The organism is Nostoc sp., from assembly GCF_036917235.1.
GTDB lineage: Bacteria > Cyanobacteriota > Cyanobacteriia > Cyanobacteriales > Nostocaceae > Nostoc.
The window spans coordinates 92,678-113,051 of sequence record NZ_JBALDU010000094.1 but is presented as its reverse complement, the minus strand read 5'-3'; the positions used below and the strand labels follow the sequence as shown (position 1 = coordinate 113,051).

The following is a 20,374-nucleotide window of genomic DNA, read 5'->3' as shown; positions in this document are numbered from 1 at the left end:
TTGTGTAACTTACTCAAATCTACCATCTTGCGCTCTCGGTAAGGATGGTAAACTCAATTGTTTTAGTGGCACAAGTTATGCTCAACTAGGCATTAGGAACTAGACTCCTAAATATGAATACTGAATTTTTACCTACGTCTCCACAATGTTGTGGAAGATTCAAGTGTAGTTACAGTATTCAAGACACAAGAAACTCCGTACTTAGCAAAGTGCGCGGGTAGTTAACGAACTTTTCTAGGTAATTTTTCATGGCACTGGATTTTCCCACTTTGCCCTTGGCGTTTCAGTTTACTTCTCCAGGACCGATTCTGGTGAAAATAGGGCCACTCAGTATTCGTTGGTACGGCTTATTAATTGCCACAGCAGTGTTAATTGGCGTTATCCTTTCTCAGAATTTGGCAAAGCGCCGTAATGTTAATCCTGAGTTGCTAGGCGATTTGTTCTTTTGGTTGTTGATTGGGGCGATTCCTGGCGCACGGCTATATTACGTTTTTTTTGAGTGGTCAAAATATGCCCCAACTCCAGGAAAAATATTTGCGATCTGGGAAGGAGGTATTGCCATTCATGGAGCGATTCTTGGTGGCGTTGTGGCTGCGTTAATCTTTGCCAAAATCAAGCAGGTTTCTTTCTGGCAACTGGCAGATTTAGTAGCACCTTCGCTGATTTTAGGGCAAGCGATCGGACGTTGGGGTAATTTCTTTAATTCTGAAGCTTTTGGCGATCCCACTAATTTACCCTGGAAACTCTATATTCCACAAGACCATCGTCCTTTAGACTATGTTAGTTTCGATTATTTTCATCCCACCTTCCTCTACGAATCTCTGTGGGATTTGATGGTGTTTACGCTACTAATAACGTTGTTTTTCCGGTCTTTATCTGGTAAACCACGCCTGAAGGTAGGCACACTGTTTCTAGTTTACTGGCCAGCCTACAGCTTAGGACGCTTATGGATCGAAGGCTTTCGCACTGATAGCTTAATGTTGGGGCCGCTAAAAATGGCACAAGTAGTAAGTAGTCTAGGAATTCTATTGGGATTAGTTGGATTAGCTTGGCTTTACTTACTCAAACGCCCTTTACCCGATGTAGTTCCTACTGCTAAAGGAAATGGGGGATGAGGGGGACAAGGAGAATAACTATGCCCAATACTTCTCTACGAGAGGCTGCGCCAACGACTACGCTCAGTACAAGTGCTCAATTCCCAATTACTAAAAAATAAAAAATGCCCCAGAGTATTCTCTAGGGCTTAACCAGGGTGCATCTACCATTACTCTCTACTAGGGAAAGAGGGTGAATCCGGAAAGATACTGAAGAATTTGCCAAAAAATTTTTTTGAGGGATTGCCGTGTGTTCTTCTAAGAGTGAATATACAGAAAGCCTAAGCTATAAAAAAACACTATATGCTGTAGAACCATCTGTGTATATTGTCGGAGCAGGCCCTGGAGATCCTGATTTATTGACAGTGAAGGCGCAAAAATTACTGGCTGCTGCTGATGTAATTTTATTTGCTGATTCTTTAGTACCCGAACAAATTTTAGAACTTTGCCGAAAAGATGCCGAGATCATTAGAACTGCGAATCAGACTTTAGAAGAAATTTTGGCGATTATGATCGATAGAGTGCGATCGCAGCACAAATCTCTAGTCCGTCTCCATTCTGGCGATCCTAGTCTCTACAGCGCCATCCACGAGCAAATGCACCTCCTAAGAGAGGCAAATATTCCTTTTGAAGTCATACCAGGTATCAGCGCCTTTCAAGCCGCAGCTGCCAAACTCAAAGTAGAACTGACTGTCCCTGGTTTAGTTCAAACGATCATTTTGACCCGCATCAGTGGACGGACAGAAGTCCCCGCCACCGAAGAATTAGCCACTCTTGCAGCACATCAGGCTAGCCTCTGCCTATATTTGAGTGCGCGTCACATCGAAAATGCTCAAGCTAAACTACTTGAACATTACCCAGCCGAAACTCCCATTGCCATTTGCTTTCGCATCGGCTGGCCCGATGAAAAAATCAGGGTTGTCCCTCTGAATCAAATGGCAGATTGCACTCATCAAGAAAAACTAATTCGCACTACACTTTATATAATCAGTCCAGCACTCTCGACAGCCTCGACGGCAAAAGGGCGATCGCGTTTATATCATCCCGAACATAATCACCTGTTTCGTTCATCTCATAACTGAAGATTGGGCATGGGACATTGGGAAACTGCCCTCATTCCCCTCATCTCCTTTGCCGTTCGGTAAACTTAACAGTGTAAATAATTTCTAATTCGGTACTATGCCATTAATTAAAGTGCAAACTTCTGCATCTGCTCCTCAAAAAGCTGAAATTGAGTCAATGCTTTTAAACCTTTCAGCCAAGTTAGCAAAACATTTGGGAAAACCAGAATCCTATGTAATGACTGCTTTTGAACCGGGAACTCCTATGACTTTTGCAGGGAATACAGACCCAGTTTGCTACATTGAAATTAAGAGCGTTGGCACGATGAAGCCAGAGCAAACCGCAGCAATGAGTCAAGACTTTTGTCAGCAGATTAACCAAACTCTAGGTGTGCCAAAAAATCGTATTTACATCGAGTTTGCAGATGCAAAAGGTGCAATGTGGGGCTGGAACGGCACAACCTTTGGATAATAACCCATCTTCTTTGGTCAAGACTAAGTTAATCTGGCAGGTGTAGGATAGAGATCCTACATCAACTCGTGATTTTTTTATGTCTGCTACGCCTCTTGTATCTCAGGTTGACTTCAACTCAGAAAAATCAGAATTAATCCCTCCCCTTCTAGGTGCTTCTCTGGCAGAGTTAACCACTTGGGTGCAGCAACAAGGACAACCTGCTTACAGAGGAAAGCAACTGCATGAATGGATCTATGATAAGGGGGTGCGATCGCTAGCTGATATTTCTGTCTTCTCCAAGCAATGGCGCAAAGAAGTAGCAGAAGTTCCCATAGGGCGTTCAATTTTACATTACCGCTCTGAGGCTCCCGATGGCACTGTCAAATATCTTTTACGATTAACAGACGGGCAGATTATTGAAACTGTAGGTATCCCCACCTTTGCAGAAAGGGGAGAAGGCCCAAAAGCCCGTCTGACAGTTTGCGTCTCTACTCAGGTGGGTTGCCCAATGGCGTGTGATTTCTGCGCTACTGGTAAGGGAGGCTACAAGCGTAACCTAGCACGGCACGAAATTGTCGATCAGGTGTTGACTGTGCAAGAAGATTTTCGGCAACGGGTTAGCAATGTGGTGTTTATGGGATTAGGTGAACCGTTGTTGAATACTGAGAATGTTCTAGCAGCACTGAAATCTCTCAATCAAGATGTCGGTATTGGGCAGCGATCGCTTACAGTTTCTACAGTTGGGATTCGCGATCGTATCCGTGAGTTCGCACAAAATAATTTGCAAATCACTCTGGCTGTGAGTCTCCACGCACCCAACCAAGCGCTGCGAGAAAAACTCATCCCCAGCGCCCGCGCCTATCCTCTAGAAGATTTATTGGCTGAATGTCGAGAATATGTAGAAATCACTGGACGGCGCGTTACCTTTGAATATGTTCTCCTGGCTGGTGTTAACGATTTACCAGAACACGCATTAGAACTTTCAAAATGTATGCGAGGATTTCAAAGTCATGTGAATTTGATTCCTTATAACCCCATCCAAGAAGTAGACTACAAACGCCCCAACCGCGATCGCATTGAAGCATTTGTCAACGTCCTTAAGCAACAAAATACTGCTGTGAGTGTGCGTTATTCTCGTGGTTTAGAAGCCGATGCTGCTTGCGGACAATTGAGAGCAAGTAAAAATTAAACTTGTTGTAGTCAATTTTATAAATGAATATGAAACCGTAGATAAACACAGATATGTCTTCAGATACATCTGTGTTTATATATGGCGTAAAACCGCTTGAGATCCCTTTGTTAGCTTACCCACCGCAGGTAGATTTACGGTAATCCGGCAAACCATGTCAAAAATTTAAATGTATAATTTAATTAAGACGAATATCTAAGAAGCGACAGTTTTATGAAAAATCAAGAGAATGCATTGGATATAACCTTGATTTAGAAAGCTATTCTCAATGCACTAATATGTAGAACACGTCACTGACTGAAGAATGTTGGCGTAGTCAGCCGTAGACCTATAACGGGAAATAAAACATTAGCTTTAGTTAACTATTCCAAGCCCCTGTATTTATATATAGGGCAATTCTGTTGACATTTTATGGGTTTAGCGATCGCTAAACCCAACTTATAACAATTGAGGAAATAATTGTATGTTGAATCGCTTATCGTTGGTTAAAGTATGTCTACCATTGATTGTGCTTGCCAAAGCTTTATCGATTAATTTTCCTGCATCTGCACAAATAATTCAGACGAATCCCCAACAATTAATTAGGACGAATCCCCAGACGCCAGATTCGCCTCAAGAAAGAATCAGACAACAGCAAGAGCAGCAAAATCAGCAAACACAAGAACGAATGAATGAAACATGGCTACGGCAAAACCTTCAACAACCCCAACTACTACAACCACAACAGACAATACAACAGCAAGAATTTACACGACAACGGCAAGAAATGTTCCGTCAGCAACAATTTAGACTACAACAGGAAGAAACAAGATTACAACAGCAAGACTTTTCACAACAGCAACAACTGAGAATACAACAGCAACAACTTAGACAAGATCAACAAATTAGACAACAGCAACAATTTAGGTTGCAAGACCAGATCCGACAGCAACAATTCAGACAACCGAATAATCTGTAAAGTCTTGAAAATTTATGACAAGTAAATTTATTATTAGAAATTAGAGAAAACATTCTCTAATTTTTAATTTTTATTATCTAGCGCTGTGCATAAATTCCTGGTGCATAAGCCTCAATTACTTTGCCAGTGCGAGTGCAACTAATCATCAAGTAGTCACAACTAGAGCATTGTGTTCGAGTTAATTGACTATCAGTAATATAATAACGTTCTGCTTGGCTGCCGCAATTTGGGCAGTAAATCTTTTGTACTGTCTGCATTTTAAAACCCCTGGTTGTAATTTATTTTTTATTTGAGAAAACTGCCAGTTAAAGTAGAAAAAATTTTGGTTTGACCAAACTTAACAAACGACTTTAATATTGGCTAAGTATTTTAAACAAAATTTCAGATTTGAAAAAATTTCAATTTCTCTTTATACTATCCTATAATTTAAGTGATTTTACCCTCTTACTTTAGGTACATAAATTATTTTTTAATTAAATGACGCTTAGAGATTTACTGATCCCTATCACGAATGCCTTGAGAGAGGCTTATTTATAGTCATCTTGGACAGATACAAAAAAAGCCGTTCTTGTATTCAAAAATTAAACTACAGAAAATACTGTATATTTAGTAACAAAATATTTATCTTAAGATTTAGTTAATATTTGCTAGCAAGATTATGACGTTAAATTTTAGAGAGATAATTTAATCAAAATTAGCATACTTACGAGATACGGTAAATTTACGGAATTTACGCATCTTAAATTCTCGCAGACAAACTTAACCAAATCCTCTGCGAGAGCGGAACTAATACTTTTTCAAGCTAGTTTTAAGGATGTGTAGTAAGGACTTTAGCCCTTACTACAAACTTGTTTATTCATACATAAATTGAAATTTTACAGACTACTAATCTCCTCAAGCAGGATGAAAATAATCGTAAATTTCTTGAGCCAAACGCGGCCCAATTCCTGGAACCTCAGCAAGTTGTGGGGTTGTTGCTTGGCGAATATAATCAACTGAGCGAAAATGCCCTAGTAGCTGCTTTTGTCGATGATGTCCTAAGCCAGGAATTTCATCTAAACGCGATCGCTTTAATTTATCACTACGTTGCTGACGATGGAAAGTCACTGCAAACCGATGCGCTTCATCCCGTAGCCGCCGCAACAATTGCACCCCTGGTTGTTCTGCATCAGTTGTCAAGGGTTTAGATTCTCCCGGTAAAAAAATCTCTTCTCGCTGCTTCGCTAAACTCACAACTCGCAAGTCTTCTAATAAATTCATCTCTTGCAAAACCGCGATAACCGATGATAGCTGACCTTTACCGCCATCAATCATAATTAAATCAGGCCAATCTGGATTACCCAAACGTGTTAGTTGCGGATCTTCCCCATACTTGCGGAAGCGTCGCCCAATGACTTCAGCAAGACTAGCAAAATCATCCGAATGTCCCGCCGTCACCGTGGGATTTTTAATTTTGTAGTGGCGATAATGCTGTTTGGCGGGTAAACCGTCGATAAACACAACTTGCGAAGCTACAGCATTTGACCCTTGAATGTGGGAAATGTCATAACCTTCGATGCGGTGAGGTACATCTGGTAAATCGAGAATAGCTGCTAAATCTTGCATTGCTTGGTGATTGCGATCGCCAAATTTTTGCATTCTTTGCAATTCATACTGAGCATTTCGCTCTACCATCTCAATTAATTCTGCCTTAGTTTGCCGCAAAGGAGTCAGAATCGTGACTTTTTTACCTTTACGTTGAGTTAAGACATCGGCCAATATCTCCGCATCTGGTAAATCATGCTTTACCAGAATTTCTAAGGGTATTTCCACTGAGTCAGCAGTTTGGTAATGTTCCTCCAAAGCTCGTTGTAAAATAGCTCCTGGTTCTGCATGAGCATCCGCCACAAAAGCTAAACGTCCAACCAATTGCCCAGCCCGAATCTGGAATAGTTGAATACAAGCGTGTTCTTCGTTGGCTGCCAGTGCGATCGCATCCCGTGAAACAGTATCATCTGGTAGGGAAACTTTTTGATCGGCTGTCAGCGACTTTAACCCAGAAATTTGATCTCGAATCCGTGCCGCTGACTCAAAATTTAAGTTCTCAGCGGCGGCGTTCATCTGTTGGGTCAAAATATCAATCAGTTCTTGGGTTCGACCTTGAAAGACCATCGCTATTTTTTGGACAATTTTGCGATATTCTTCTGGTGAAGTCAGTTTTTGACACACACCCGGACAACGCCCTAAATCATAATTTAAGCACGGACGATCTTTAAAAAGTGGTTGAGGTCGTTGTCGCTGTGGAAAAATGCGCTTGCAGATGCGGACAATTTCTCGCAATAAACCAGCATCAGTATAAGGCCCGTAAAATTTATCCTTTTCTTTGCCGAATTGCCGCTTACGGGTAATAAAAATTCGCGGATAATCTTCTGACCAAGTGATGCAGAGATAGGGATATTTTTTATCATCTTTGAGCAGCACGTTGAAGTATGGTTGGTGCTGCTTGATCAAATTGGCTTCTAGCGCTAAAGCTTCGGCTTCAGTATCAGTGACGATAAATTCAATTTCTGTCACCAACTTGACCATCGTGGCGATGCGTTCAGTCTTGTTGTAGCTATCGCGGAAATAGGAACGGACACGCGATCGCAACTTACGTGACTTACCTATATATATAATGCGATCGCTCTTGTCCCGCATGAAATAAACCCCCGGTTCCGGTGGAATTTCGGCTAGACGGTTTTCTAGTCGTTCTGGCTCTTTAACCAGTGGTAATATTTGAGTAGATATTGTCACAACCAAAATTAGGTAATCTTTCTCTATTTTAAGAAAAATTGTTTTTTTGTGCCGATTTAACAAATTATTTATCAAGTAAATATAAAGTAGCCGTCATGAGTGGTACATACCACAACAGATGAAAGAGGATTAAGGGAGAATAATAACTTCTAACTCAGCACTGACTCAACGCCCTGCTACGGCTAATAGCACTCTCAAGTTAAGAGGCTTTTTAGTCTGCATAAAAAGAAGTCTGCTGGATAATTCTTCAGCTTCTAAGCTAGAGGCTTGCCAAAAACTTACTCCAAATATCACAACTTTCGAGCAGACGAGAGTTTATTTCGCTGTCACCTTAGTCATTAGCTGCTACTGTCAGAATAAAAACTTTGCCTTTTGAATCTATAGTTAACATTTTTAAATTAGTAATACTTTATTATCTAAAACTTTATATTTTAGATTAGATGATAATAGTTTTATATTATTTATTAATAAGTAGGCTTATATGTTGCTTGTATAAACATTAAAATTAAACAAAATCTTAATTTATTGAGATTATTTATGTTTGTTTCTTGAATTTATAATATTAAGCGAATTAACGGATTTAGTCAGTTAAATTTACGATTATGATTGAGAATATATTTATTATGATGATTTGATACGAGACCTAAACTATGAATTTACAAGATTTTGAAATCCAGTATCGTGAGGCTATGGCTGAAACCCTCAATGAACTGCAAACAGCAGTTTTGTTATTAGCGCAAGTACAACAGAAAATTTCAACAATTGGCAGTTCTGTACAAACTCTTAGCGAGTATGTTGAAGAGTTTATTGCCGATCAAAAAGCGGAATAAATACACGCCTAGCAAAAAAGTTTATCTGTGGCGACTAGTAAACTGTTCTTCAATTACAAGGATGAGATCCTTGAGTTTTAAAGGTTTGACAAAATAGCTACATGCACCCAAACTCAGAGCTAGTTCTTGATCTGCTTTAAAAGCAAAGGCTGAAACCACAATGATAGGTATTTTTGACAAATGAGGTTTTTGCTGGGCTTGTTTTAAGAGTGAATAACCGTCAACATCTGGCAATTTCAAGTCCAATAACATTAAATCTGGCTCGAATTTCTCTATGGTTGAGAAAAAAGCAGAGCCTTCTGATAAACTTTGGACTTCATATCCCCAGTAACTTAGATAGTCACTAAGTAACATCCGATTGAGGTAATGGTCTTCAACTAGTAAAATTCGTCTAACTTTGTGTGACTGCAATGGCTGATTTCTATTGAGTAATTCTACTGTCATTGCTACCTATTATATGATTATCTTAATTAAAAGCCAACAATTATTACCATAAACGAAAAAAGTAGTGCATTTAAAAACTGAAATAAATATAAATTGTACTTATGTAGTCTAATCAAATATCTGAATAAATCAAATTTAGCTGCACTACAATAATAAAATGATAATATAATTAAATAAAAAATTAATCTTTTTTTTGCAAAGTTTTTATAATTTAGAGTATTAAATTAACATCTTTTTTACAAATTTAATTGCCTAAACTTTATGAGTAAAACTACTTAAGTAATACTAGAACTAATACTCTGGTAATTGTCCTTACTAAAGCTGTTAGGGTAAGTAATACCATTGTACGAAATCCATATTACAAAAAAATCAAGTTGGTAGGTGCATACAGATGTAAAATCTTGCAACCGATTTATTTGTTGCAAGTATTTTTAGAAACAATATAACCTAGAAGATGAAATTATTTTTTAGCTGCAAGAAATTATTCATCAAAAAAAGGAGCTAACAGCTCCCTTATTTATTTTTAGTTTTGAACCCGCGATTTTAAATAGATGCTTTTCTAAATTTGTGTAGCGTTACAAATATGCCAGCAATACCCAGCAAACCAAACATTACTGATGCTTCTGGAACTGAACTTAAAGGAGATGTATATCCAAGTGTGTTTCAAATGTAACATAATTTGTGGCGTTTAATAATACAGCAAAAATATTCAGAGTTTCTAAAAAAAAGGAGCAAAATTGCTCCTTTACTTATTTTTTGGAATGGAAACCGGAGTTTCAACCAGAGACTTTTTTTAACTTGCGTTGTGTAACAAAGATACCAGCAACACCTAAAATACCAAATACTACTGAGGGTTCTGGTACTGAGTGAGGGACATACTTAGGTGTTCTCCAAGTATAAATCGCACTGTAAGATACACCATCATCAGAAGCAGTAATACCGGATGCAGTGGGGTTAAAGCTATAGGCATAGTAAGTTTGACCACCAGTAACTACCTTAGCAATTTCACTAGCCGCAATTTCACCTTGATATGCATTTAATGCAGTTTGCAGAGTCAGTACATCTTTAAATGATGTGAGTTGAGAGATTTGACCTGGCAGCTGATTTTTGAGAGTATTCAAGTCAGTAATTTGACCCGAAAGTTGAGTTTTAGTGGTATTTAGTGAAGTGATTTGACCAGTAAGTTGAGTTTTAGTGGTATTTAGTGAAGTGATTTGACCCGAAAGTTGAGTTTTAGTGGTATTTAGTGAAGTGATTTGACCAGTAAGTTGAGTTTTGGTGGTATTTAGTGAAGTGATTTGACCCGTAAGTTGAGTTTTGGTGGTATTTAGTGAAGTGATTTGATTCGTCAGTGTTTGCCTTTTTACTGCATTGGCTGGAGTGTTAGGAGTTGCGTTCAGTTGTGTTTGCAGTGGTGCAATTTGTCCGGGAATTGCGTCCAGTTGTGTTTGCAGTGGTGCAATTTGTCCGGGAATTGCGTTCAGTTGTGTTTGCAGTGGTGCAATTTGTCCGGGAATTGCGTTCAGTTGTGTTTGCAGTGGTGCAACTTGTCCGGGAATTGCGTCCAGTTTTGTTTGCAGTGTGGTGATCTGTGCTGGAAGTGCATCCAGTTTTGTTTGCAGTGTGGTGATCTGTGCTGGAATTGCGTTCAGCTGGGTTTCTAGTTGTGGAATTGAACTTTCTAGTTGTGAAAGGGTTGGTTGAGTTGTTTGTTGAGGAAACTGTGATTTAATTGCATTCCACTTTTCATCAACCTTAGTAGAAATAGTTGTTGCAAGTTTAGTCTTTACATCCAAGTGACCAACTAACTTCAGTTCCACGCCGCCATTTTGACCGAATTGGAAACCACCAATGTTAGGATCTCCCATTCCCAAGGAAGGAAAATAACTAGTTACTAGTGATTTGCTGTCGGCTGAAAATCCATTCCAAACTGATTGAAATGGTGTGTAGCTACTCAATAAATCGCCTAGCCATTGCGAACCAAAACTATTCCAGTCATCAGCAGTGACACTGCTAACGGTGGCTTTATAGTTTCCTTTTGTGGCGGTGAAGCCAACATTAGAATTTGGGGTTTCGCTACTATACCAAAGCTCGACGTTAGAGCTGGAGTCGTTATCTGTCAAAGCTTTGATGGCAGCTTTAGTACCACCTTGTGCATTCCCGTTAATGAAGGTACCATTTGAGCCACCAGTGTAGGTGTTAATTTCTCCTGTATTATTGAAGTCAAAGGATGTAGCGTGTGCTGGGGCAGTGGCAAGAGCGCTCACACCAATAGCCATTGATGCACCAATTACAAGTGTCTGAAAAGTCGTTTTCATTGTTTTCAAGTCTCTGTCAGTTTGGAAGTTAAGTTTTAAACTAGTGCCGTTTTTAGGCTTGGGCTGTCTTGACCACAGGCTTTTTGGCAATACGGCTGCTAAAAAGCACGACCTGTATTTTTTAGCCGTCTTTGGTATCTGAGCGTACAAACCCAGTTTAAGAAACGGAGAGACCTGATTGGGTAAAGTTACTCCTGATTATCAATAAAAAGATGAAGAATGTTTTGATAGTTCTATACGTTTAATTACGTATTTTAGTCAAATTCTATAGTCGCAAAAAATTACAACGCAATATTTTTAAGTTCAGTACAATACGGTAATTAGTAGGGATGCACAAATGTGTGCCCCTACCGTATGTTCCATTTGTAAACTTTGCCACTAAAAATCCTTGGCGTTCAGCTTGAGAAGAAATTTAATGAAGAAACTCAGCCATTCTTTCTACAGCAATTTCTAACAAAGGTGGCTCATGCACCAAGGCAAAACGGACATACCCTTCTCCAGATTTGCCAAAGCCAGCACCTGGAGAAGCTGCGACACCAGTTTGTTTAACTAGCTGAGTACAAAATTCTACGGAGTTTTCACTCCAAGGTGAGGGCAATTTTGCCCAGATGTACATTGTGGCTTGGGGAGTAGGAACATTCCAGCCAATGCGGTGTAAAGCACTGATAAAAGCATCACGCCGCCCCTGGAAGGTGGTGACAGCAGATTTTACGCCAGCTTGAGGGCCTGTTAGGGCAGCGATCGCACCATTCAAAATTCCCCGATACTGATTAAAATCAACGGCGGCTTTTACCTGGCGTAAAGCGTTAATTAACTGGGCATTACCGATGGCATAGCCAATACGGAAGCCGCCCATATTGTAGGACTTGGAAAGGGTGAAAAATTCAATCGAGACGCTTTTCTCTGGATCGGCTTGCAGAATTGAAGGGACTAAGGATTTTGGATTTTGGATTTTGGATTTTGAATTGGGAAAAGAATTGATCCAGTCCTCAGTTTCCCCAAACACCAAATCTACGTAGGGGAAATCGTGAACCAGGACGAGATTGTATTGTTGACAGAAGGCGACAGCTTCTTGGAAGAAAGATAAAGGTGCGATCGCAGCGGTGGGATTATGAGGATAACTTAATACCATCATCCGCGACTGGGCCAAGACTGGGGCAGGAATATCAGCAAACACTGGTAAAAAACCGTTTTCTGCCAGTAGTGGCATCGGATAGATTTGACCACTGGCTAGGTAAACTCCCCCCGCATGGGAGGGATAACCTGGATCGAGCAACAGGGCAAAATCTCCTGGATTAAGTATTGCTAGGGGTAAATGGGCTGTGCCTTCTTGAGAACCAATTAAAGGTAGTACCTCAGTTTGAGGATCGACTTTGATACCAAATTTTTGTTCGTACCAGTTGGCTGCGGCTTCGCGAAATCCTTGGGTACCGTTAAATAACAAATAGCCGTGGGTACTGCGATCGTGGAGAGATTGGGCGATCGCCTCAATGACGTGTGCCTCGGCTGGTAAATCAGAAGACCCCAACGACAAATCAATTACCTCTCGGCCAGCAGCCAAAGCGACTGCCTTGGCTCTGTCCATATCAGCAAATACATTAGATTTTAGGGGTTGTAAACGTTTTGCAAACTGTATGTTAGTCATTAGTCATTAGTCATTGGTCATTGGTCATTGGTCATTTGCTATGAACTATGAACTATTGACTAATTACTATTTAAGTGGGTATCTAGAAGAGCAAATAATTTCTCTTTGCCGATGACTCCCTCGGTGGATATCAAAACTTCCTGTCCTTGAAATAGTCTGAGGGCGGGTACACCTTCCACTTGGTACTGCTTAACAGTCAGTGGGTTGGGGTCAATTTCCATTTTAACGACTTTGAGGCGATCGCTATATTCGCTGGCAGCGGAGTTAATCGCGGGCGACATCAATTGACAAGGCCCACACCAGGAAGCCCAAAAATAAACTAATACAGGCTGCTCGGCTTTTAACACTTCGGTTTCAAACTCAGCATCGGTTATGGTGATTACAGCCTTACTCATTGCAGTCTCCATCAGGTGGCGATCAAAGTTGGCACACACAATACTTTATCCCAAAGTCGTCAATAGTCCATAGTTAATAATTTATAGTGATTAGAATTGTTAATTATGGACTAATGACGTAAAATCCCACAGCCAACAGGTGTGGGACTAGCTTAAATAAGTTTTCTGTCAATTTTACAGTTGATCCAATTGCTTGCGTAGGGAATCCAACTCGGCATCAACCACCTCATTAGATTTAGGAGTAGTGGTTTGTTGTTGCGGTGGCAGTTGGGCTTGATTTTGTGGAGCTGCGGGTGGTAACATTTGTGCTTTCAAAGCTGCTAATTCATCATCAACATCGCTACTACCTTCCAACCGAGCAAATTGGCTTTCTAAATCAGCACCTGCTAACTCTCCTGCTGACTGGGCCCGAGCTTCTTGCATCAAGACCTTTTCTTCCATCCGCTCGAAGGCAGCCATTGCACTGCTGGTATTCATCCCACTCACCATACCTTGGAGTTGCTCTTGGGCTTTGGCAGTAGTGATTCTAGCTCTGAGCATTTCTTTCTTGGTCTTAGCCTCAGAAATTTTGCTTTCCAGCTGGATTAAGTTGCGCTTGAGGGTTTCAACTTGGGTGCTTTGAGTATCTAAACTAGCTTTGAGGGCAGCACTGGTGTCTGTATAAGTCTTCTTGCGCTCTAGAGCTTGTCGCGCCAAGTTCTCATCACCTTTTTGCAGCGCTAGTTGGGCATTGCGTTGCCACTTATTGATTTCATTTTGAGCATCATTATACTGTTTCTCACTGCGTTTTTGGGCTGCGATCGTCTGGGCTACTCCCTGACGCAGCTGTACCAAGTCTTCCTGCATTTCCAGGATGGCTTGCTCTAGCATTTTTTCGGGGTCTTCGGCTTTGTTAACCAGGTCGTTGAGGTTAGAACTAACTACTCGCTTAATGCGATCGAATAATCCCATAACTTTGTTTTTCCTTGTGTGATTTACGCTTTTTGTTGGACAGTTAGCTTTTTTACTTTTTTATAGCTACCTATTTCAATGTAATCTTTCCAGTTTGAATCAGTACCTCCTAACAACTCTTAATTGTTAAGATATCGCCAAACTGGGGTAATTAGTAGAACTTTAAGAATCGTGAGTTTTGGGTAACTGCTGTTGGGGAGGCTGCTCTGTCTTTTGGCTCTCCTCGGTTAGGATTTTGTGCTGTGTGTTTTCTGACTGCTTGAAAACCTGTACCTTCATCGCTGCCAATTCGGTATCTACATTATTAGATTCCAAAGAAGTAAATTGTGTTTCCAAGTCGTCGCTACTAAGTTGAGCGATCGCTTCTGATTGAGCTTCTATCTGTGAAACTTTTTCTTCCATGCGCTCAAAGGCACTCAGACTGCTAGTAGCAGAAACTCCGCCGAGCATTTCTTGGAGGCGATAAGACGCTTCAGCAGAACGGGCGCGGGCAATATACATATCTTTTTTAGTTTTCGCCTCGGCAATTTTTAACTCTAGCGATCGCATATCCTTTTTTAGCCTAGCAACTATCTCGTTTTGCTGCTCTATCTGCGAAAAGAGGGCTGTAGTGGTTTCTTTATAGGCTTGGCGCTTAGTCAAAGCTTCACGTGCTAGAGGTTCATTACCTTGTTGCAGTGCCAATTGGGCGCGGCGATACCATTCTTCCGTTTGAGACTGAGCGGCCGCTGCTTGTCGTTCAGTGCGTTTCTGGGTAGCGATCGCTTGTGCTACACCCTGCCGCAACTGCACCAGATTTTCCTGCATTTCCAAAACAGCTTGCTCCAAAATCTTTTCTGGATCTTCTGCACCACCGATTAAACTATTGAGATTAGCGCGAATCACCCGCAGGATACGCTTGATTAATTCCATATCGGCTCTCCAACGAAATCCAGTTCTGAGTGCTGTTAGCAGGGCGTTTAGCCCGTGCTGAGTAATGAATTTAGTTATATGCTGAGTGCCTAATTAAAGTCCTGAGTATAGTAATATTTTTTGTCATAGGTGTAGTTATGGAGTGCTGAGTGCCTGATAAAAGTTTTGAGTATAATATTTTTTGTTGTGGGGTCGTAAACAAACAATATTCTGTCTCTACCACTCAGCACGGGCTAAACCCTAGCTATCCGCTAACACAACTCAGCACTCAGCACTTATTGACTCAGGACTGTTATCTCATGGTATCGTAGATTTTTGCAATTCATGGCTGTTGAACTCGTGCCTTGATTCCCTTCGCTTCTAACAGTTTCATCTGTTGTTTTACTTGCTCTTTAGTTTTAAAAGCACCTAGATAAATCAATTCTTTGTTAGGCGATAAATAAGCATCAGGAATTACTTGCCGTGCTGAGGCAAAAGCTGCGCCTTTATTGTCTATCACTACATGATAAAACCCATCTGTTCCTAGCTTGATTTCTGCATCTGGCTTTGGTGACGTTGCGATTGGCTTGGGCGAGGTTTTTGTCGGTGAAGTGGGAGGTAAATTCAGGGGAGGCAAGGATTTTAGCGTCGGTACTGGTGCTAAAGCGATCGGGTTAGTCGGTTGGGCTGTATTGGGGTTAGAAAATGCCCCTTGAGGATTTGCAGGGTTTTGGGGAACAATTGGATTAGGCACTACAGCGGGGGTTGGTTGGACTTTGGGTTTTAAGCCAACTACATCATTGGGATCTCTTACTTCAGGAAACTCTTCAGTAGCTAGATTGGGATATTTGGGTATAGATGTGCTTGGTGGCTGAATTTGAGGTTGGACATTACTCCCAACTTCCTCAGTATTTTCTGGTGTGGGAGAGGAGTTGCCGTTAAATAAATTGCCTAAATTCCATTGTGGCAAGCTTTTGGGATTGAAGACTGCATAACCCAAGATCAGACTAGCCACCAATAGCAGCAACATGGAGCCAATACCCAAAGGTGATAGCAGACTGTCGCTAGAAGTGCTTGGTTTCTTGGTTTCTGGTTGTTCTTCTGTCAGACTTCGCAACAGTGCTTCACTAGATTCTAAATAGTCATCTGGGTGCTTGGGGCTATCATCTGTCTGCAAGTGATTTTCGCTTTTAGTATTTTTAACGATCGCTGGCACGATGCTGCTATTAAAGTTGGGTGGGGGTGGTGGGAGTTGAGTTTGTGTTTTAGCTGCATTGGAGGTTGAGGGCACATTAAGATTATTCAGTTCCTCAATTTTTGCCGTAGTTGGTGCTGGGTTCATCTCAGGATTCACAGCTACAGATGCGGGTGAGACATCAATTTTTGCCGTAGCTGGCGCTGGATTCATCTCAGGATTCACGGGTACAGATGCAGGCGATACGTTGATTTTTATTTCCGTTGCTGATGACTGAGTTGCGCCCAATATTGTCGAAATGGTAGTTAACGGTTGGGGTTGTCCGCTGATGTAACTTGCAACACGGGACTGCTTAGATGACACCAAACCAGTTCGCGTGCGTCGGTATCGAGCTAATTCTTGATCTAGCGGCACCTCTAAACTTGCTAGTGCTGCTGCTAGTACTGGTTTCAACCCAGGTGTTTTAGACGATTGATGAGTATTGGAGTCGTTCAGGGGGTTTTGAGTCATTGCCTTTGTGCCTCAAACGTAGATTACTGGAATCAACTTTTAGATATATTTTGTGACAATAGTAGCGGAAATTATTTAAATACATTGGGGATTGGGGAAGAGGTGACAGGTGATAGGGAATAATCTGCACCCTGTAACCTGTAACCTGTACCCTATCCTATTCCCTTGTTCACTCCTCACTCCCCACTTTGAATAATGTCGTTGAAATCAATTAATGATGTTTTAAGGATTCTGGAAAAGCAGGCTAAATGGCAGGAGCAACCATTTCAAGGTCTGCTCAAGTGTTGGGCAGAAGTTGTTGGCCCAGTAGTTGCCGCAAATACTCGACCATTATCGATTCAGCGTGATGTTTTGTCGGTAGCAACTTCTAGTGCTGCTTGGGCGCAAAACCTGACTTTTGGTCGCACATCTCTACTTTTAAAGTTGAATAAAAGGCTGCCAACGCCTTTGGTTGATATTCGCTTCTCTACTGCTAGCTGGCAGAATCCGTCGGTGGAGAGAAAACAGCAACAAACGGTTTCGCCTCATGAGCATCCCAGTTACCTTGGTGATGAGATTAGCCGCCCTGATGCTGCACCCACTAAAGATGTAAATGCGGCTTTTGGACATTGGACGAAAATTGTGCGATCGCGATCGCATGGCTTACCCCTTTGTCCCCAGTGTCAATCTCCCACCCCTCGCGGTGAACTCCAGCGATGGGAAGTCTGTTCTGTCTGTGCTGCTAAACAGTTTTCAAAGCAAAATAGTTGAGCAATTATCCGTTGAGCAGAGTTTATCCTGAAATAATTTGCTGCCATTACATCAAATCTTTCTAATTCTTGAGAAAAGATATAGTTTATCGCTAAAATCTGCCGAATGTGGTAACTAAAGCAGACTATTTATCTAAAATTCTATGCCTTAAGGATGGCTTAAGGAAGAACTTAAAAGGCTGGACAAATCAAAAGCTTTACTTTTATTCTTGATCCCTAATAAGTTTTAGACAATATCTATATGTAACTGCTCTACTGATTATTTAAATATATAACAAGATTATAAAAATATCCTGAAGTTTATTTTTTACTTGGGATCGCTGAAACCTATAGAAAATAATGACTTTTTGGCTTTTCTCCGTCTTTATATATAGAAGCAGAATATAAAGATGAAATTCAGCCAGAAACAACACTAAAGATGAATCCGAATGAAACCTATTAAAGTTTTAGCATCTGCCTGTAGATATTGCCGTCATTACCAGCCAGAAGGCCGTCGTGGTGGAACGTGCCAGCAGTTGGGCGCACCAGTTCAAGCGACTTGGAAGGCTTGCTCTTTGGCACTCCCACCTTTTGCACCTTCTTGGGAAACCTTGGAAGATGCTTGGGGTTTACCAGATGCAGCTCCAGTTTTAACATCTTGTCAATCTTTAGCCTCAGATTTCGATAATGCTGCTCTTGCCCCTCTAGAGGAAATAGCTGCCTCCATATCTGAACAGGTAAAAACTAAAGCAGTGGTCATTTAGTCATCCATTATTACTGGACTGAGTTTGTAGTCCATTTAACATAAGATTTGTTTTTAAGATTTTTAGTGCTGTAAAAGTTGATATCTACAAAAATCGCACCCTTTAATGAGATGCGATTTTTGCAATTCTATGGTAGCCAAGGAAAAGAGCGAAAATCTGGTGGCCGCTTTTCGAGAAAGGCTTGTTTGCCCTCAGATCCTTCTTCTGTCATGTAATAAAGTAGGGTAGCGTTCCCAGCGAGTTCTTGTAAACCAGCTTGTCCGTCACAATCAGCGTTGAAGGCGGCTTTAAGACATCGAATTGCGATCGGACTTTTTTCTAAAATCTCTTGCGCCCATTGAATACCTTCCGCTTCTAGTTGTTCCACTGGGACAACGCAATTAATTAAGCCCATTTCTAGAGCTTGTTGTGCATCATATTGGCGGCAGAGAAACCAAATTTCTCTAGCTTTTTTTTGTCCCACAACGCGGGCGAGATAGCTAGCTCCAAAACCACCGTCGAAACTGCCGACTTTCGGGCCAGTCTGTCCAAAAATGGCATTATCTGCGGCGATGGTAAGGTCGCAAATCAAGTGTAGGACGTGTCCACCACCGATCGCATATCCCGCTACTAGAGCAATCACCACTTTCGGCATCGAACGAATCAGCCGTTGTAAGTCCAGCACATTCAAGCGCGGTATGCCAGTATCATCCACATAACCCCCATGTCCCCGCACGCTTTGATCGCCACCAGAACAGAAGGCATATTTGCCATCAGTGTGTGGGCCATAGCCAGTAAATAGAACAACACCAATAGTAGTATCTTCACGAGCATTACAGAAAGCGTCGTACAGTTCAAAGACTGTTTCAGGACGGAAAGCATTGCGTTTATGGGGACGGTTGATGGTGATTTTCGCAATGCCATCAGTTTTTTGATACAGAATATCTTCGTAGGTTTTGGCCGTTTGCCAGTTAATTTGCATTGGTATGGAGTGCGCTGTTGTGCTTGAGAATTTTATCGCGGACGTAGGGACATGCGATACCTACGGTGGGCTATGCCTACGCTAAATTTGGTATCTCAAGCCTTTACAATCTGGTAATCGTCTGGGTGTTGAGGAATAAAAATGCGACGTGACACCATCTTCTACAAATTATTTAAGCAATTTCCCGGTTTGCTGTTTGAATTAGTAGATGAACCACCTCCAGAAGCGGAAAACTACTAGTTTGAATCGGTTGAAGTGAAAGAAACCGCGTTTCGGATTGATGGAGTGTTTTTACCTCCCGTGAATGCAGTTTCCAAAACCGTCTTTTTTGCTGAAGTGCAGTTTCAGAAGGACGAAGACCTGTATCACCGCTTCTTCAGCGAATTGTTTTTGTTTCTCTACCGCAACTCGATTCGTTACGATGACTGGTTTGGAGTCATAATTTTTGGTTCTCGCAGCCTGGAACCTTCTTCCTCTTCGATTCACCGCGCTTTGCTGGAAAGTGGTCAAATCAGGCGGGTTTATCTGGATGAGTTGGGGGATTTGCGAGAACAACCTTTGGGATTAGGTTTGATGTTGCTGACAAATGTTACTTCTGAAACAGAAGCAATGGAAGGGGCACGGTTTTTGCTACAACAAGCACGGCAACAATCCGAGCAAGCGATAATTGATTTAGTGACGACGATTATTGTTTACAAGTTTTCTAAGCTTAGTCGAGAGGAGATTGCAGCAATGTTGGGACTGAATTTGGAAGAACCACGAGCTATTCGGGAAGCGAAGGAAGAAGGAGAAAGAAAGGTCGTTTTACGACAGTTAAAGCGACTTGTGGGTACAATTCCTGATGCGCTTCTGTCCCAGATTCAAGGGTTATCGGTCGAACAGTTGGAAGCTTTAGGTGATGCTTTGTTGGATTTCTCTACTCTTGCTGATTTGGAAGGGTGGTTACAAGGTGAAGTAAGGGGGTAAGTTTCACCCGCAGACGAGGAGAGCGATACCTGCGGTGGGCTATGCCTACGCACTCCATAAAATAATGATGGCTACAAATAAAGTTTCTCGAAGTGAAGAAGCATTTGCAGACACGCAAGTATATCAGAAGCGGTGGAAGAAAAAGTGCGATCGCTCATCCTCCGACTGTTAAAACGACTATTTAGTGAAATTGCTGAGGGACGTTGAAAGGATTATCTTTTGAGTTTTTTTATAGAGTTATGTGTTTT

General features: G+C 41.4%; 18 protein-coding genes and 1 pseudogene. 9 read left to right on the top strand and 10 right to left on the bottom strand.

The genetic code is table 11. The features are described from left to right. The first annotated feature begins 248 nt into the window (after nucleotides 1-248). The 5 genes from lgt to V7K44_RS26540 all read left to right on the top strand — a co-directional run bounded on the left by lgt (nucleotide 249) and on the right by V7K44_RS26540 (nucleotide 4,756). Nucleotides 249-1,115, top strand: coding sequence for a prolipoprotein diacylglyceryl transferase (gene lgt / locus V7K44_RS26560; protein WP_334935990.1), 867 nt, complete (start codon nucleotides 249-251; stop codon nucleotides 1,113-1,115). A 227-nt stretch (nucleotides 1,116-1,342) separates the two neighbouring features. Further along, nucleotides 1,343-2,176: a precorrin-4 C(11)-methyltransferase gene (cobM, locus tag V7K44_RS26555; RefSeq protein ID WP_334935988.1), complete on the top strand. Its 834-nt coding sequence runs from the start codon at nucleotides 1,343-1,345 to the stop codon at nucleotides 2,174-2,176. Between the two features lie 97 nt (nucleotides 2,177-2,273). Continuing rightward, entirely contained in the window at nucleotides 2,274-2,627 is a 354-nt protein-coding gene (locus tag V7K44_RS26550; RefSeq protein ID WP_334935986.1) for a phenylpyruvate tautomerase MIF-related protein, read from the top strand. A gap of 79 nt (nucleotides 2,628-2,706) precedes the next feature. Then, entirely contained in the window at nucleotides 2,707-3,798 is a 1,092-nt protein-coding gene (gene rlmN, locus V7K44_RS26545) for a 23S rRNA (adenine(2503)-C(2))-methyltransferase RlmN (protein ID WP_334935984.1), read from the top strand. A gap of 463 nt (nucleotides 3,799-4,261) precedes the next feature. Then, a complete protein-coding gene (locus tag V7K44_RS26540; protein ID WP_334935982.1) occupies nucleotides 4,262-4,756 on the top strand; it encodes a hypothetical protein in 495 nt (164 codons plus the stop codon). Between the two features lie 77 nt (nucleotides 4,757-4,833). Here the strand turns inward: V7K44_RS26540 and V7K44_RS26535 are convergent, their stop codons facing one another. Together V7K44_RS26535 and uvrC are read right to left on the bottom strand one after the other, a co-directional pair. Continuing rightward, nucleotides 4,834-5,013, bottom strand: coding sequence for a replication restart DNA helicase PriA (locus V7K44_RS26535; RefSeq protein ID WP_322644904.1), 180 nt, complete (start codon nucleotides 5,011-5,013; stop codon nucleotides 4,834-4,836). 637 nt (nucleotides 5,014-5,650) lie between these two features. Beyond that, nucleotides 5,651-7,528, bottom strand: a complete 1,878-nt coding sequence (gene uvrC / locus V7K44_RS26530) for an excinuclease ABC subunit UvrC (RefSeq protein WP_334935979.1) — start codon at nucleotides 7,526-7,528, stop codon at nucleotides 5,651-5,653. A 650-nt stretch (nucleotides 7,529-8,178) separates the two neighbouring features. Here uvrC and V7K44_RS26525 point away from each other — a divergent pair. Beyond that, nucleotides 8,179-8,358 carry a hypothetical protein gene (locus V7K44_RS26525; protein WP_334935977.1) on the top strand — a complete coding sequence of 60 codons (180 nt, stop codon included), beginning with the start codon at nucleotides 8,179-8,181 and terminating at the stop codon, nucleotides 8,356-8,358. Nucleotides 8,359-8,379: 21 nt separating this feature from the next. On the opposite strand, the gene V7K44_RS26520 is transcribed toward V7K44_RS26525, so the two are convergent. The 7 genes from V7K44_RS26520 to V7K44_RS26490 all read right to left on the bottom strand — a co-directional run bounded on the left by V7K44_RS26520 (nucleotide 8,380) and on the right by V7K44_RS26490 (nucleotide 16,707). After that, nucleotides 8,380-8,802, bottom strand: coding sequence for a response regulator (locus V7K44_RS26520; protein ID WP_334935975.1), 423 nt, complete (start codon nucleotides 8,800-8,802; stop codon nucleotides 8,380-8,382). A 776-nt stretch (nucleotides 8,803-9,578) separates the two neighbouring features. Beyond that, complete coding sequence (locus tag V7K44_RS26515) at nucleotides 9,579-11,120, bottom strand: NF038130 family PEP-CTERM protein (RefSeq protein ID WP_334935973.1); 1,542 nt, start codon at nucleotides 11,118-11,120, stop codon at nucleotides 9,579-9,581. A gap of 412 nt (nucleotides 11,121-11,532) precedes the next feature. After that, entirely contained in the window at nucleotides 11,533-12,765 is a 1,233-nt protein-coding gene (locus tag V7K44_RS26510) for an LL-diaminopimelate aminotransferase (protein WP_334935971.1), read from the bottom strand. A 59-nt stretch (nucleotides 12,766-12,824) separates the two neighbouring features. After that, nucleotides 12,825-13,160, bottom strand: a complete 336-nt coding sequence (locus V7K44_RS26505; protein WP_094349563.1) for a thioredoxin family protein — start codon at nucleotides 13,158-13,160, stop codon at nucleotides 12,825-12,827. Nucleotides 13,161-13,334: 174 nt separating this feature from the next. Then, entirely contained in the window at nucleotides 13,335-14,111 is a 777-nt protein-coding gene (locus V7K44_RS26500; protein ID WP_334935969.1) for a PspA/IM30 family protein, read from the bottom strand. 162 nt (nucleotides 14,112-14,273) lie between these two features. Next, the gene (locus V7K44_RS26495) at nucleotides 14,274-15,023 is read right to left on the bottom strand and encodes a PspA/IM30 family protein (protein WP_334935967.1); all 750 of its coding nucleotides are present in this window, start codon (nucleotides 15,021-15,023) and stop codon (nucleotides 14,274-14,276) included. Nucleotides 15,024-15,345: 322 nt separating this feature from the next. Further along, on the bottom strand, nucleotides 15,346-16,707 hold the full coding sequence (locus tag V7K44_RS26490; protein ID WP_334935965.1) for a hypothetical protein: 1,362 nt from the start codon (nucleotides 16,705-16,707) through the stop codon (nucleotides 15,346-15,348). Nucleotides 16,708-16,902: 195 nt separating this feature from the next. Between V7K44_RS26490 and V7K44_RS26485 the strand changes: the two genes are divergently transcribed. Together V7K44_RS26485 and V7K44_RS26480 are read left to right on the top strand one after the other, a co-directional pair. Further along, on the top strand, nucleotides 16,903-17,457 hold the full coding sequence (locus tag V7K44_RS26485) for a DUF721 domain-containing protein (protein WP_334935963.1): 555 nt from the start codon (nucleotides 16,903-16,905) through the stop codon (nucleotides 17,455-17,457). Between the two features lie 427 nt (nucleotides 17,458-17,884). Continuing rightward, nucleotides 17,885-18,199 (top strand): hypothetical protein, encoded by a 315-nt coding sequence (locus V7K44_RS26480; RefSeq protein ID WP_094349568.1) that lies wholly within the window; start codon nucleotides 17,885-17,887, stop codon nucleotides 18,197-18,199. A gap of 127 nt (nucleotides 18,200-18,326) precedes the next feature. Here V7K44_RS26480 and menB read toward each other — a convergent pair whose 3' ends face one another. Further along, complete coding sequence (gene menB, locus V7K44_RS26475) at nucleotides 18,327-19,160, bottom strand: 1,4-dihydroxy-2-naphthoyl-CoA synthase (RefSeq protein WP_334935961.1); 834 nt, start codon at nucleotides 19,158-19,160, stop codon at nucleotides 18,327-18,329. Nucleotides 19,161-19,301: 141 nt separating this feature from the next. On the opposite strand from menB, the pseudogene V7K44_RS26470 reads away from it, so the two are divergent. Beyond that, nucleotides 19,302-20,126: pseudogene (locus V7K44_RS26470) on the top strand (DUF2887 domain-containing protein). Nucleotides 20,127-20,374: the final 248 nt, after the last annotated feature.